The organism is Mesorhizobium sp. M1182 (genome assembly GCF_040318335.1).
Classification (GTDB): domain Bacteria; phylum Pseudomonadota; class Alphaproteobacteria; order Rhizobiales; family Rhizobiaceae; genus Mesorhizobium.
Window position 1 is genome coordinate 139,332 of the sequence record NZ_JAMYMD010000009.1, and the last position, 14,574, is coordinate 153,905.

Annotated in this window: 14 protein-coding genes; 6 read left to right on the forward strand and 8 right to left on the reverse strand. The window is 63.7% G+C overall.

The window, feature by feature from the left end; translation table 11 throughout:
• Window positions 1-88 precede the first annotated feature (88 nt).
• Both pncA and NKH33_RS13815 read left to right on the forward strand, forming a co-directional pair.
• A complete protein-coding gene (gene pncA / locus NKH33_RS13810) occupies window positions 89-688 on the forward strand; it encodes a bifunctional nicotinamidase/pyrazinamidase (protein ID WP_023676971.1) in 600 nt (199 codons plus the stop codon).
• 40 nt (window positions 689-728) lie between these two features.
• Complete coding sequence (locus tag NKH33_RS13815; RefSeq protein ID WP_352539931.1) at window positions 729-2,156, forward strand: sodium:proton antiporter; 1,428 nt, start codon at window positions 729-731, stop codon at window positions 2,154-2,156.
• Here NKH33_RS13815 and NKH33_RS13820 read toward each other — a convergent pair whose 3' ends face one another.
• The 8 genes from NKH33_RS13820 to gcvA form a co-directional block, all read right to left on the reverse strand.
• Window positions 2,157-2,876, reverse strand: coding sequence for an ABC transporter ATP-binding protein (locus NKH33_RS13820; RefSeq protein ID WP_352472376.1), 720 nt, complete (start codon window positions 2,874-2,876; stop codon window positions 2,157-2,159).
• Window positions 2,869-3,597, reverse strand: coding sequence for an ABC transporter ATP-binding protein (locus NKH33_RS13825; RefSeq protein WP_352769443.1), 729 nt, complete (start codon window positions 3,595-3,597; stop codon window positions 2,869-2,871). Before NKH33_RS13825 ends, NKH33_RS13820 begins: the two co-directional genes overlap by 8 nt.
• Window positions 3,594-4,556: a branched-chain amino acid ABC transporter permease gene (locus tag NKH33_RS13830; RefSeq protein WP_352919990.1), complete on the reverse strand. Its 963-nt coding sequence runs from the start codon at window positions 4,554-4,556 to the stop codon at window positions 3,594-3,596. The genes NKH33_RS13825 and NKH33_RS13830 overlap by 4 nt, the downstream gene beginning before the upstream one ends.
• Window positions 4,553-5,434, reverse strand: a complete 882-nt coding sequence (locus tag NKH33_RS13835) for a branched-chain amino acid ABC transporter permease (RefSeq protein WP_352819614.1) — start codon at window positions 5,432-5,434, stop codon at window positions 4,553-4,555. Before NKH33_RS13835 ends, NKH33_RS13830 begins: the two co-directional genes overlap by 4 nt.
• An 86-nt stretch (window positions 5,435-5,520) precedes the next feature.
• Window positions 5,521-6,825, reverse strand: a complete 1,305-nt coding sequence (locus tag NKH33_RS13840; RefSeq protein ID WP_352919993.1) for an ABC transporter substrate-binding protein — start codon at window positions 6,823-6,825, stop codon at window positions 5,521-5,523.
• A gap of 162 nt (window positions 6,826-6,987) precedes the next feature.
• A complete protein-coding gene (locus NKH33_RS13845; RefSeq protein WP_352919996.1) occupies window positions 6,988-8,427 on the reverse strand; it encodes a hypothetical protein in 1,440 nt (479 codons plus the stop codon).
• A 163-nt stretch (window positions 8,428-8,590) separates the two neighbouring features.
• Complete coding sequence (gene pncB / locus NKH33_RS13850; protein ID WP_352472380.1) at window positions 8,591-9,895, reverse strand: nicotinate phosphoribosyltransferase; 1,305 nt, start codon at window positions 9,893-9,895, stop codon at window positions 8,591-8,593.
• A 192-nt stretch (window positions 9,896-10,087) separates the two neighbouring features.
• Complete coding sequence (gene gcvA, locus NKH33_RS13855; protein ID WP_023676980.1) at window positions 10,088-11,062, reverse strand: transcriptional regulator GcvA; 975 nt, start codon at window positions 11,060-11,062, stop codon at window positions 10,088-10,090.
• A 183-nt stretch (window positions 11,063-11,245) separates the two neighbouring features.
• On the opposite strand from gcvA, the gene speB reads away from it, so the two are divergent.
• The 4 genes from speB to NKH33_RS13875 all read left to right on the forward strand — a co-directional run bounded on the left by speB (window position 11,246) and on the right by NKH33_RS13875 (window position 14,572).
• Window positions 11,246-12,307, forward strand: a complete 1,062-nt coding sequence (gene speB, locus NKH33_RS13860) for an agmatinase (RefSeq protein WP_352919999.1) — start codon at window positions 11,246-11,248, stop codon at window positions 12,305-12,307.
• Between the two features lie 136 nt (window positions 12,308-12,443).
• Entirely contained in the window at window positions 12,444-13,253 is an 810-nt protein-coding gene (locus NKH33_RS13865; RefSeq protein WP_352920002.1) for a transporter substrate-binding domain-containing protein, read from the forward strand.
• Window positions 13,254-13,259: 6 nt separating this feature from the next.
• A complete protein-coding gene (locus NKH33_RS13870) occupies window positions 13,260-13,928 on the forward strand; it encodes an amino acid ABC transporter permease (RefSeq protein WP_352920005.1) in 669 nt (222 codons plus the stop codon).
• A complete protein-coding gene (locus tag NKH33_RS13875; protein ID WP_352539924.1) occupies window positions 13,925-14,572 on the forward strand; it encodes an amino acid ABC transporter permease in 648 nt (215 codons plus the stop codon). The genes NKH33_RS13870 and NKH33_RS13875 overlap by 4 nt, the downstream gene beginning before the upstream one ends.
• Window positions 14,573-14,574 lie beyond the last annotated feature (2 nt).

Below are 14,574 nucleotides of genomic sequence, written 5' to 3' on the forward strand. Positions count from 1 at the left end.
GACGCAGCCGGCCATCTGGTCAAGTTTCTGCGTCCGGTCGCGTTTTCATTGGAGCCTAAGCTCAAGACCAAGAAAATAAGGAGGCTCCATGGCCGACGAAGCGCTTGTCGTTATCGACCTGCAGAACGATTTCTGCCCGGGTGGCGCCCTTGAAGTGGCCGGTGGCGACGAAATCGTGCCGTTGGTCAATGACCTGATCCGGCGGACCGAGCACGTCCTGCTGACGCAGGACTGGCACCCTGCCGGCCATTCGAGCTTTGCCTCCAGCCACCCCGGCAAGCACCCGTTCGAAACGATCGACGTGCCTTATGGCCACCAGACGCTGTGGCCGGATCACTGCATCCAGGGCAGCCTGGGATCGGATTTCCATTCGGGCCTCGCCTGGAGCAAGGCCGAGTTGGTGATCCGCAAGGGGTTCCGTCCTGCGATCGACAGCTATTCCGCATTCTTCGAGAACGACCGGACGACGCCGACCGGCCTTGCCGGCTATCTCCGGGATCGGAACATCGAGACGCTGACCCTGGTCGGCCTGGCGACGGATTTCTGCGTCGCCTTTTCGGCGCTCGACGCGGTCAAGCTCGGTTTTGAGACGTCCGTGCGGCTCGACGCCTGCCGCGGCATCGATCTCAACGGCTCCGTGGAGAGGATGCTGGGCCGGATGCGCGATGCCGGCGTGACACTGATTTGAACGTCATCCAGCCGAACCTGACAGACTTTTGAGGGGCTTCATGCGGTTTGCGGCGTTGACGGCAAGTGCTGCACTTATTGCAGCAATCTTTTCTCCGAATGCGGTTCTCGCGGCCGAAGCGCACGAATTGCCGGGCGCCGCCATGTCGCTTTGGTGGGTGCTGCCGTTTGCCGGGCTATTGCTTTGCATCGCGACCGGCCCGCTGCTGTTCCATCATGCTTGGGAGCACCATTACGGCAAGATCGCTGCCTTCTGGGCAGCGTTGGTGATCGGGCCGCTGGCCATCGCCTTCGGCATCCCGTCCGCCACGCAGGCAGTGCTGCATGCGCTGCTCACCGAATACATGTCGTTCATCATCCTGCTGTTTGCGCTGTTCACCATTTCGGGCGGTATCTTCGTTGCCGGCAACATACACGGCACGCCGCTGGTCAATGCCGGGCTGTTGCTGGGAGGGGCGCTGCTTGCCTCGATCATTGGCACAACCGGCGCCTCGATGATCCTGATCCGGCCGCTCATCCGCGCCAACGACAACCGGCGCTTCAACGCCCATGTCGTCATCTTTTTCATCTTCCTGGTGTCCAACATCGGCGGGTCGCTAACGCCGCTGGGCGATCCGCCGCTGTTCGTCGGCTTTCTGCGCGGCGTCGATTTCTTCTGGACGACAGTTCACCTGCTGCCCGAGACGCTGTTCGTCGCCGGCGTGGTGCTGGCTGTTTTCCTGGCGATCGACATCATCATGCATCGCCGGGAGGAAGGCGCGCCGAAGATCAAGGATCCGACGCCCGACAGCAAGGTGCGCATTCGCGGCCTGGCCAACATCCCGCTGCTGGCCGGCGTAATCGCCGCGATCCTGATTTCCGCTGCCTGGAAGCCGGGAGTGAGTTTCTCTTTTCAGGGCGTCAGCCTCGAGCTGCAGAATCTGGTGCGCGACGCCGCCATCCTGATACTGGCCTTCACTTCGCTTGTCGTCTCGCCGAAGGAGTTTCGCGGCGCAAACGCCTTCAACTGGGGGCCGATTGCCGAGGTGGCGAAGCTGTTCGCCAGCATCTTCATCTGCATCGTGCCGGTCGTCGCCATCTTGCGGGCCGGGCTCGATGGCGCGCTGGCGCCGTTGGTGCTGCTGGTCAGTTCGCCGACCGGCGCGCCGGACAACCTTGCCTATTTCTGGCTGACCGGAGCGCTGTCGTCCTTCCTCGACAATGCGCCGACCTATCTGGTGTTCTTCGAGCTGGCTGGCGGCGATGCGCAGCATCTGATGACCGAGCTCGCCTCGACGCTGGCGGCGATCTCGGCAGGCGCGGTGTTCATGGGCGCCAACACCTATGTCGGCAATGCGCCGAATTTCATGGTCTATGCCATTGCCAGGCATCGCGGCATCAAGATGCCGAGCTTCTTTGGCTATATGGCATGGTCGGGCGCGGTGCTGATCCCGACATTCCTGCTTGCCGGCTTGCTGTTCTTTGCCTGATCATCCTACGCCGACATAGCGACGGACCGCGGAGGGATCGGAGCGCAGTTCCTCGACATCGACCGTCTCGCGGTTGCGGCCGTTTTCGATGAAACAAACGCGGTCTGCGACCGACAGCACGGCATCGACGCGCTGCTCGACAAGAATTGTCGACACGCCAAGCGCACGCAGCTTCGACACGGTTTCGCGGATCTTGGCGATCATCGACGGCATCAGCCCTTCGGTCGGTTCGTCGAGCAGGAGCACCTGCGGTTCCAGACACAGGGCGCGGGCCATGGCCAGCATCTGCTGCTCGCCGCCGGACAGCGTGCCCGAACGCTGCCTGAGGCGCTGGCGCAACAGCGGGAAGAGATCGAGCACGTTCTCGCGCGTCGCCTTGCCCTTGTTGCGGGCCATCAGGCCGATCTCGATGTTTTCCGCCACCGTCATCTCGGCGAACAGCCGCCGGCCCTGCGGCACGTAGGCGACGCCGGCCTTGGGCACCTCGTGCGCCGGCAAGCCGCTCAATTCCCGCCCTTCGAGCCGAATCGACCCGGAGCTTACCGGCACCAGACCCATGATTGCCTTCAGCGTCGTCGTCTTGCCGGCGCCGTTGCGGCCGAACAGGCAGAGCACTTCGCCCTCGTTCAAGACAAGATCGAGGCCATAGAGCACCTGGACCTCGCCATAGAAGCAGTCGACCCCGGAGATCGTCAGTGCCTTGGACTGGGCCTCAGCCATGGGTCGTCCCCAGATAGGCGTCCTGCACCGCGGCATTGGCGCGGATCTGCTCGGGCGTGCCTTCAGCCAAAATCCTGCCGGCGTTGAAGACGGTGATGCGGTCGGCGAGCCGCATGACCACCGGCATGTTGTGCTCGATCAAAAGCACGGTGGCGCTATCGGCGATCGCGCGCACCAGCTCGATGAAATTGTCGATCTCGCTGTCGGCAAGCCCTTGCGTCGGTTCGTCGAGGATCAGCAGCCGCGGCTTCAGTGCCAGTCCCATTGCCACTTCCAGCAACCGCTGGTGACCGTAGGACAATTGCCCGGCAGGCATTTGCGCCCGGTCGGCAAGGCCGGTGCGCTCGAGCGCCGCCATGACGCCGGTGTGAACCGCGCCCTTCGAGCGGCCGTCGGTCAGCGTGCGCTGCACCGGCAGGGCAACATTGTCGTAGGCGCTGAGATTGGCAAAGACGCTGGTGATCTGGAACGTATAGGCGATGCCGAGGCGAACCCGGGCGTAGGCAGGCAGGCTGGTGATGTCCGCGCCGTCGAAGACGATCATGCCCGACGAGGGCTGGATGCGGCCGCTGACCAGGCTGACGAAGGTGGTCTTGCCGGCACCGTTGGGGCCGATGATGGCGCGAATCTCGCCCGGTATCAGCGCGAAGTCGACGCCGTCGACGGCACGCAAGCCGCCGAAACTGCGCGACAGGCCTTTGGTGGTGAGCAGCGGCATCATGGCAACCACCCGAGCCAGCGCTGGCGGATGCTGCCGAGAATGCCTCTCGGGAAGAACAGCACCAGCAGGATGAGCGCTATGCCGACGATCAGCAGATAGGCCGAGGTGTAGCCGCTGGCGACGTCGATGACATAATACATGAACAGCGTGCCGATCAGCGGACCGAGCGTGGTGGCGGCGCCGCCCAGCAGCACCCAGAGCAGCGGCAGGATGGAATATTGCACCGAAGCGAAGCTCGAGCCGACATAGCCGAACAGCAGCGCATAGGCCGCGCCGGAGGCCGCGCAGATGCTGCCGGAGATGACGACGGCGGCAAGCTTGCTGGAGAACGTGTCGTAGCCGAGCATCTTGGTCCGCTCCTCGTTCTCGCGGATGGCGACCAGCACGCGACCGTAGCCGGAGCGGACTATCGCCAGGCTTATGAGCAGCACAATCGAGAACAGTGCCAGCGCGGTCATATAGCGCACGGTCGGGTTGGTGAGGTCGAGCGACGTGCTGCCCAGGACAAGGACACGCATCGGCTGCGGCACGACCATGCCCTGGTCGCCACCGGTCCAGGCAGCGAAATAAAGAATGACGAGATAGAATACCTGAGCGAACATCATGGTGACGATCATGAAGGCGACGCCGGAGGTGCGCAGCGCCAGCAGCCCGATCACCAGCGCGAGAAGCGCGCCGCAGGCAAGCCCGGCTGCGAAGGCGGCCGGCACGCTCCAGCCGAGATGGATGACGGCAAGGCCGGCGCCATAGAGCCCGGCTGAAAAGAACATGGCATGGCCGAGGCTGAGCAGCCCGACATAGCCGAACAGCAGATTGTAGCCCATGGCGAAGACCGCCAGCACCATGATGCGGGCGAGCAGGCCGTGATGGTATTCCGGCAGGACGAAGCTAAGCCCGAAAAGCAGGGCGATGACGCCGAGGTGCAGCGCATATGGCTTTGCCGGCGAAGCATCCTTCATCGCGATGTCGTCCCGAACAGGCCCTGCGGCCGGAACACCAGCACCATGGCGACGAGCAAGGTGGCGATGATCTTGGCCAGCGTCGGTGAGAAGAACACCGAGATGATGCCGTCGGAAAGGCCGATCAGCACCGCGGCGACGACCGTGCCGCGCAGCGAGCCGAGGCCGCCGATGATGACGACGATGAACGACAGCAACAGCGGGTCCTGTCCCATCAGATAGTGGGCCTGGCTGATCGGCACGATCAGCACCGCGGCGACAGCAGCCAGCATGGCGCCGAGCGCGAAAACACCGGCATAGACTCTGGTCACCGGGATGCCGAAGGCCTGCGCCGTCTCGCTGTCATATTGCGTGGCGCGCATGACGAGGCCGATTTTCGTGCGCGTCAGCACCAGCCAGGTCGCGACCAGCAGCAGCGCCGACGCGGCGATGATCGACAGCTTGTAGCCGGAATAGCCGAACCACGGCAGGAGGATGCGGTAGCTGAACGGCGGCTGAACCGGCCGCGCCTCCGGGCCGTAGAAGGTCAGTGCCAGTTGCTGGATGATGTAGAGCATGCCGATGGTGGCGACGATGGTGGCTTCCGGATTGTAGTTGAGCCGGCGCAGCACCAGCCGTTCGGCGAGCAGCGCGATCAGGCCGACGATCAGCGGCGCCAGCACCAGGGCGGCCAGGAAGCCGAGCGCCGGATGGCCGGATATCGCCGTTGAGATCGCCCAGGCAAGCACCGCGCCCAGCATGAAGAACTCGCCATGCGCGACATTGACGACGCGCATGACGCCGAACACCAGCGACAGCCCAAGCGCCGTCAGCGCCAGCACGGCGGAGGTGACGAGGCCTTCGAGAGCGGCGAGGAGCAGGTGAGGTCCGAAGTGCATCGGCTAAGCACCGGCGGATGCGCGAAGCACCCCCCTCTGGCCAGAGGGGGGTATCTTGGCGCTCACGCTTGCTGCAGCAGCCAAGCTCACAGCGTCTGCGTCGTGTAATCCCCCTCAGGCTCGTAGAGGCCGTCCTCGATCTTGGTCTTGTGGACGACATTCAGCCGGCCGCCTTCAACCTTGGAGATGTTCTGGATGCCAAAGCACTGGTGGATCTTGCCGTTGAAGGTTTTCGGCCCTTGCGGGTGCTCCGGCCCCTCGGCGAACTCGGCCAACGCCTCGGTCGCCTCGACCAGCTTGGCGCGGTCTTCCGGGCCCTTGTAGCCGGCATCCTCCATCGCCTTCTTGACGACGTAGAGCGTTTCCCAGCAGCCGAACATGTGCGCGGCGGTGGAGACGTCCTTGGGGTCGCCGACGGCGGCACCATTGTCGTCGATGCCGACGGCGGCGCGGTAGGCTTTCTGCGCAGGGGAGTCATCGGGCTGCGCATAACGCGGCGAGCCTTCCCAGAAATGGCTGCCGTCGAGGAATTCGAGGCCGGGGCTGTTGATGTCGGTGGCTTCGAGCGAATCGATGAAGCCGAACAATTGCGGCCGATTGGAGCCGTAGAACTCGCCGAGCTCCTTGACGAAGGTGAGCACCGCCGGGCCGACCATGACGTGGTAGATCACCTCGGTCTCTGCGGGGATCTGCGGGAAATATTTGGTGAAGGAGGATTCCGTCGGCGGAATCGCGATCTGCGCAATGACCTCGGCGCCTTGCGCCTTCAGGGCCGGCGGCAGGTAGTCGCGATGGTCGTAGCCGAAAGCGAAATCGGGGAATATCTGCGTCACCTTCTTGCCGGCATTGGCGGTAATCCACGGCGCCATCGACTGGATCTGGCTCTTCACATCGGTGATGCCGGGCTGGAAGACGTAGCGGTTCAACTTGGTCGAGGCGACGTGGTGGCCTTCGCTGACAACGAAATAGGGCATCTTGGCCTCGCCGGCGGCCGGCGCCGAGCCGATGACGACATGCGAAAACAGCGTGCCGTAGACGATATCGGTCTTGTGCTGAGAGGCGAACTTGCCGACGACTTCGGCTCCCCGGCCGGGATCGGTGCCGTCATCCTCAATGATCACCTCGACGGGTCGGCCGTTGATGCCGCCGGCATCGTTGATCGCCTTGACGGCAGCCGCTGTGGTCTTCTCGTACCAGCGGCCATAGGCGGCGCCGATGCCGGTGCGGTGCGACTGGAAGCCGATCTTGATCGGCGCCGAGTTCTGCGCCTGGCTGTAACGCACGAAACCCGGCGCGACGGCAAGACCGGCGCCGGCGGCAAGGCCCTTCAGCGCCGTGCGGCGGGTGAGAGCGGATCTGGAGAGATCGAAAAACCCATTCTTGTCAGTCACGGCAGTTCCCCTTGTTTTTGAGCTTTGACCAATGGCTGTAGCAGGCAGGCCACTCTTGTTAAGAGGGGCGAAAATTGCATGTGTACAAACTAAATCACCAAAGCTCTGACGTGGCAAGCGAGCTTTCCCCAAGGTTCGATTGACGGCCATCGCACACCTCGTTCATCCGGCGCTCGGCGTCGCAAGCAGCCATAGGCCGAGGACGGTGTAGGCGATCATCAGCACGGTGAGCGGGAACTGGCTGAGCGCGGCGCGAGCCGGAATGGCGTGCAGCCGCCAGGCCAAGCCATGGGCGACAAGCACAGCAAGCATGTGGCCGCCAATGATGACGCCGGCCTGGAGGTTCCACAGCCACCACGCCGAGCCGGCGCCGGCGACAACGCCGGCTTGAATTGACATGTCTGCGGTACCGAACAGGTTCCAGCCAAGCGCAAACGGGTCTGAGAGAGCGGCAATCGCATATTGGTCGTCGACCAGCAGCGCCGTCAGATAATGCGCGAAGTGGTAGGCGAGCGCGATCGGTACGATCGACCAGGCCAAAAGCCCGGCGGCGTGACCGAGCGAATGGTTGCTGCCGGCAAGGTGCTGGCCAAGAAAGACGGCTAGCGCGAACACGGCCGCAAGCACGGCAAAGCTCAGCACAAGACCGAAACTGCCGATGCCGATCAAAGCGGTGCGTCCAGGAAACTCCAGCGGATTGATGCCGAACCAGCCTAGCCAGAAGAAGGTTTTCGACAGGCCGTCGAAGGACACAGACGACAGCGCAAGCAGCAGGAAAGCGACGCCGCTGAGCGGTAGCGGCGCGCCACCGAGCAGCTTGGCACCCGGCCAGCAGAGTTTGAGCCGGCCGCCTTCGTTGCGCTCGATGATGGCGAAGTGCGCTACCATGGAAAAGAACACCGTCAGGAACTCACCGCGCAGGCTCCAGTCGCGGTATCCGACGACCTGCATAGCGGCAAAGGTCAGCAGCCAATAGGCGCCGGCGGCCCAGGCCAGCCGCGCCGGATCGTCGGGCGCAGGGTCGATCAGCTCGAACCAGGCGAAGGCGAAGAACAGCAGGAAAGCCGGCCAATAGCCGAGCCGTTGGGGGAGCAGATTCGGCTGCGTTCTGCCGGACAGGCGCGAGGCGACGCGGCATGGCCCGTACCAGGGGTTGAGCCACGACCAGAGATCGCCGGCGAGCCCCTGCAACAGAGCCAGGCCAACCCAGAGCAGCGTCCACACGGTCAGCGGCAGCGGATTGGAAAGCGGATCGCGGCTGCCGAACAGGCCGGCGGCAATCAGAATTGCAAAGCCGGCAAAGGATACCAGGCTGACGGCAGTCCGCGCGCCGTCGCCGAAGGTAAAAAGCGGCAGGCGTTTGCGCCAGAAGCGGTCGAGGGAGTCCGGCGGCAGTAGAGCCAGGACAAGGAAGCTGGCGGCAACCGCGAGCGCGCCACCGACGACGTAGTAGCCGGTGGGAAGCAGCAGGACATGGCCGCGGTCGGAGGCGTGGGCGAAGGCGGGCGTGGATGGGAATGCCAAGGAAGCGACGAGGCCGGGAAAGGGCCTGATTGCCGAAATGCAGCGCTCTACAGCGCCCCCCTCTGTCCTGCCGGACATCTCAAGCGGGGAGATCGGCGGTTGCGCCGTCGGCTCTCCTTCTGCAACTTCAGCAATTGGCGAAAGCAGCAATGAGGGCGCGATCTCCCCCCTCGCGGGGGAGATGTCCGGCAGGACAGAGGGGGGCGCGAAGGAACTCATACTACGCAAGAGTTCCCCTACTTCACACCTTCACCAACTGCTCCACGCGGTCCTTCTGGCCGAAGATGCGCAAATAGCGCTCGATCTCTTTCTCGTCGCCTGTCGACTTGGCCGGATTGTCGGAAAGCTTGACCGCCGGCCTGCCGTTGGCTTCGGTGACCTTGCAGACCAGCGAGATGGCGTCTAGCCGGTTGGTCTCGGTCGGCGCGCAGCCCTCGAAATCGTTGGTCAGGTTGGTGCCCCAGCCGAAGGACATGCGCACCTTGCCGCGGAAATGGCGATAGGTTTCCTCGATGGTCTCGACCTCCAGCCCATCCGAGAAGATGAGCAGCTTCTGCTTGGGGTCCTTGCCCTTTTCGCGCCACCAGGAAATGATTTTCTCGCCGCCTTCGATCGGCGGCGCGCTGTCGGGGCGGAAGCCGGTCCAGTCGGCGACCCAGTCCGGTGCATCGCGCAGGAACGCCGCGGTGCCGAAGGTGTCCGGCAGTACGATCAGCAGGTTGCCGCCGTAGTAGCGCTGCCAGTCCTGCAGCACGTTGTAGGGCGACCGTTTCAATTCCTTTTCCGAATTGGTGAGCGCGGCGAACACCATCGGCAGCTCATGCGCGTTGGTGCCGAGCGCCTCGAGATCGTTGTCCATGGCGAGCAGCACGTTGGAGGTGCCAGTGAAGGCCTCGCCGATGCCCTCCTTCAACGCTTCGACGCACCAGCGCTGCCACAGGAAAGAATGACGGCGGCGGGTGCCGAAATCCGAGATGCGGATGCCGGGCAGCGCCTTCAGCCGCTCGGTCTTGGCCCACATCTTGGCCTTGGCGCGGGCATAGAGCACGTCGAGCGCGAACGGCCCGAACGCCCGCATGGCCGCGCGAGATCGAAGTTCATTGATAATTGCCAGCGCCGGGATCTCCCACAGCGTCGTGTACATCCACGGACCGCTGAAGGCGAGTTCGTATTGGCCGTCGCGCTTGGAAAGCTCGTATTCGGGCAGCCGGAAATTTTCCAGCCAGGCGAGGAATTCCGGTTCGAATATCTGCTTGCGGCCATAGAAGGTGTTGCCGCCGAGCCAGATCATCTCTTTCTTAGAGAAGCGCAAGGTGCGGGCATGGTCGAGCTGCTCGCGCAGCTCCGTCTCATCGATCTCCTCGGCAAGGCGGACCGAGGTGGTGCGGTTGATCAGCGAGAAGGTGGCGTCGACCTTGGGATACATGCCCCAGATCATCTGCAGCATCAGAAGCTTGTAGAAATCGGTGTCGAGCAAGCTGCGGACGATCGGGTCGAGCTTCCAGGTGTGATTGTAGACGCGCCGCGCTATATCGGTCTTTGCCATCGCTTAATGCGCCTTCGTTGCTCGCTCTAGCTTTTGTCTAGCGCAATTCCGGACGGAAAACCGCTGCGCACTTTTCCTGGAATTGCTCCAAATGCCTCTTAGCATCGAATTTTTGAACGCGCCTCCCGCTTTGCGGGCTGGCCCGACAAAAAGAAGCCCCTGCTGCAAGCGGCGCCTACGGCAGTTTCGGCCTCAGGATGCGGTCTTGGCGCCGACCACCTTGAGCGCCGGACGCTTGCGGCGAATGCCGATGCGGCCTGCCACCGGTGCGTCAGCGCGGCGGTCGGCCTGTTCTTTCTCGGCAAACAGCCAGTCGATGAACAATTGCACGATCGGCGCCGACCGCATCTCGTTGCGGCAGACGACGTAGAAATCGTCGACGGCCGGCACGGAAAGACTGAACGGGGCGACAAGCAGGCCCCTGGCGAGCAGTCCGCTTGCCGTCACCGTATCGCCGAGCGCCACGCCATGGCCGTGAACCGCGGCCTCGGTCGCCATCCGCGCATCGCCGAGATGATGGCGACGGCCGCGCTCGAGGTCCAGCGCGTCGGCGGCGGCCAGCCAGGTATGCCATTCGCGGCCGTCGTCGCCATGCAGGAAGACGTGATCGGCGAGGTCGCGGACGGTGCGGATCGGGCGGTTGTTGATCAGCGTCGGGCTGACCACCGGGAACAGTTCGAGGCCCGACCATTTGCGCATCCAGCAGTCGGTCCAGCTGCCGTCACCATAGTGCACGCAGACATCGATGTGCGGTGCGCGGACGTCCTTGGCATCATTGGATGGGATCAGCGTCAGCCTGATATCCGGATATTGCGAGGTGAAGCTGCCCAGCCGCGGGATCATCCACAGCAACAGTAGCGCCGGCACGCAGGATACAGAGAGAACGCCGGTGCTGGCCGGTCTCGTCATGCGCTGCGTGGCGGCGGCAATGCCGTCGAAGGCGGTCGACACCGCCGGCAGCAACTCGGCGCCGTGCGGCGTCAGCTTCACCCGCTGACCGGCACGCTCGAACAGCTTGACACCCAACGATTGCTCGAGCGCCTTGATCTGATGGCTGATGGCGCCGTGGGTGACGTTGAGCTCAGCCGCCGCCTTGCTCAGCGAGGCGTGGCGCGCCGTCGCCTCAAAGGCGCGCAGCGGGTTGAGCGGTGGCAAACGCTTGGCCATTTGGACCCTAGGCTCTGTGAGATTTTCTCACAGATAACACCCTAACAATATCAATTGATTTTTCAATGCAGCTACGGGACACTTTGCCCAGGCATTGCATCAAGACGTGAAATCTGCAGGCAGCCGGCGGCTGCGGCTATCGAGGCCGCCGCCCGCGCGCCGCACCAGCCATGGAGGACCGACATGGGTTACGACCGCGGCAAGCTCGAAGTGTTGCGCCGCAAATACGGCGAGAGCCATGGCGGCGAAATGTTCGACCCGAAATTCCAGCGTGTCGCCGACAAGATCTTCTCCAAGACCGGCACGCGACTGGCGCCCTATTCCGGCATCCCGACCTTCCTCGCGGCGCCCTATCGTGAAATCGCCGCCGACAATCCGGATTTCGGCGATCTGCAGGTGGCGATGATCGGTGTGCCGATGGATCTGGGCGTCACCAACCGGCCGGGCGCCCGTTTCGGGCCAAGGGCACTGCGCGCCATCGAGCGCATCGGCCCCTACAATCATGTGCTGGAATGCGCACCGACGCATGAGCTGAAGGTCGCCGACATCGGCGACGTGCCGTTCCAGAGCCGCTACCGGCTGGAGACCAGCCATGACGACATCGAACGCCGCGCCAACCAGATCGTCGATGCCGGCGTCCTGCCCTTGTCTGTCGGCGGCGACCATTCGATCAGCCACCCGATCCTGAAGGCTGTCGGCAAGAGGGCGCCGGTGGGCATGATCCATATCGACGCGCACTGCGATACCAGCGGCCTGTTCGACATGACCAAGTTCCACCATGGCGGGCCGTTCCGCAACGCGGTGCTGGACGGCGTGCTTGACCCGAGCCGCACCATCCAGATCGGCATTCGCGGCTCGGCCGAGTATCTGTGGGAGTTCACCTATGAGTCCGGCATGACCGTCGTGCATGCCGAAGAGGTGACCGGCCTCGGCATTCCCGCCATTATCGAGAAAGCGCGCAGGATAGTCGGCGACGGCCCGACCTATGTCTCCTTCGACATTGACAGCATCGATCCGGCCTTCGCACCGGGCACCGGCACGCCGGAGGTCGGCGGGCTGACGACGCGCGAAGTGCTCGAGCTGCTGCGCGGCCTGAAGGGACTCAACATCGTCGGCGGCGACGTCGTCGAGGTGGCACCGCAGTACGACGCGACCACCAACACGGCGCACGCCGGCGCGCAGGTGCTGTTCGAGATCCTCAGCCTGATGGTCTTCAGCCCGGCAATCACCGGCAAGGCGGCCTGACACGCTCGACCATGATCCCGAAAGTGGGAACCGGTTTTCGGAGAAGATCATGGTCCACCAGAGAATTCAAAGGCGACCGCCGCGCTGGAGCCGGCGGTTGCACTCAAACAAACAAGCTTCCAGAAGGGGAATGACAATGACACTTCACATGAAACTCAAATCGTCCATCGCCGCCGTGCTGATGCTCGGCGCGACCGGTCTTGCTTTCACCACCCAGGCCGCCAATGCCGACGCGATCGACGACATCGCCAAGGCCGGCGCCATCAATGTCGGCATCTTTTCCGACTTCCCGCCCTTCTCCTCTGCCAGCGCCGACATGAGCATCAAGGGCTACGACATCGACGTGGCGCAATCCATCGCCGACCAGCTCAAGGTCAAGCTCAATCTGGTCAGCGTGACCGGCCAGAACCGCATTCCGTACCTGACCGACAAGCGCGTCGACCTGCTGATGAGCGTCGGCTACTCCAAGGAGCGAGAGCAGGTAATCGATTTCGCCGCCGCCTACGCACCCTACTACATCGCCGTCATCGGCCCGGCAGCACTCTCGGTCAAAGGCAAGGAAGACCTTGCCGACAAGTCGATCGCCGTCAATCGCGGCACGCTGGAGGACACCTCGCTGACCGAGGCGGCACCCGCCTCGGCCGACATCCGCCGTTTCGACAACTATAATTCCGTCATCCAGGCGTTCATCTCGGGCCAGACCCAACTGATGGTGGTCGGCAACGATGTCGGCGCCCAGGTGCTCGCCCGGCAGGAGGAACTGAAGCCAGAGCAGAAATTCCAGCTTCTCACCTCGCCCTCGCATATCGGCCTCAACAAGAAGGAAGACCGCCTCAAGCAAGCGGTCAACGATGCGGTCGCCAAGATGCTGGCCGACGGCAAACTGGACGACAGCTCGAAGGCCTGGCTGAAGACACCGCTCGATCCCGCCAATCTCAAGGATTGACGGCCAGTGCCCTATAGCCTCGACTTCGGCTGGCTTGCCGGGGCAACAGGGGCGATCGCGCGCGGCGCGGCCACGACGATCCTGCTGATCACTGTCACCACGCTGGCGGGAACGTTGCTCAGCATCCTCGGCGCGGCAGGGCGGCGGAACGGTCCGCTGCTGCTCAAGCGGGCGATCGGCGTCTATGTCGTGATGATCCGCAACACGCCGTTCCTGGTGCAACTGTTCTTCATCTTCTTCGGGCTGCCCAGCATCGGCGTCAGGCTCGATCCGGTGCTGGCAGCCATGTTGGCGATGACGCTCAACATGGCCGCCTACACGATCGAGATCGTTGGCGCCGGGCTCGACGCGGTGCCGCCCGGGCAGACGGAAGCGGCACTGGCGCTTGGGCTCAGGCCGCGCCAGGTCTTCATCAAGATCGTGCTGCCGCAGGCGCTCAAGGTGATCTATCCGGCGCTGACCAGCCAGATCGTCATCATGATGCTGGAATCCGCCGTGGTATCGCAGATCGCCGTTCGCGAGCTGACCTATGAAGCCGACATGCTGCAGGCGCGCACCTTCCGGGCTTTCGAGACCTATTTCGTGGTGACGATGGTCTACCTCGCCCTGTCGATTGGGCTGCGCCGGCTGCTGGTCGGCGGCGGCCGCCGGCTTCTCGGAGCCGGCGTGTCATGATCGAATTCACCTTCTGGGACATTCTGCGCAACCTGCTGCTGGCGGCGCGCTGGACGGTGCTCTTGTCGCTGGCCGCGTTTGTCGGCGGGGCCGTGGTCGGCATGATCGTGCTGTTCTTCCGGATCGCCAAGAATAAATGGGCGCGCCGGTTTGCCTCCGGCTACATCGCGCTTTTCCAGGGCACGCCGCTGCTGATGCAGCTCTTCCTGATGTTCTTCGGCTTGCCGATGCTGGGCCTGCGCATCGAGCCGTGGACCGCGGCGGTGCTTGGCCTGACCTTCTTCGCCAGCGCCTATCTCGCCGAGATCTGGCGCGGCGGCGTCGATGCGCTGCCGCGCGGCCAGTGGGACGCCGGCGCCAGCCTCGGCCTGCACTATCTGCATGAACTCCGGCTGATCATCCTGCCGCAGGCGTTTTCGATCACCCGCGCACCGACCGTCGGCTTCCTGGTGCAGCTGATCAAGTCGACCGCGCTGACCTCGATCATCGGTTTCGAGGAGCTGGTGAGGACATCCAACGCGATCAACAATGCGACCTTCGAACCGTTCAAAGTCTATGGGCTGGTAGCGCTGATCTTCTTCGTCATGTGCTTTCCGCTGACGCAATACGCACGTTCGCTCGAGCAACGGGCGGCGGCCCGCTGAGC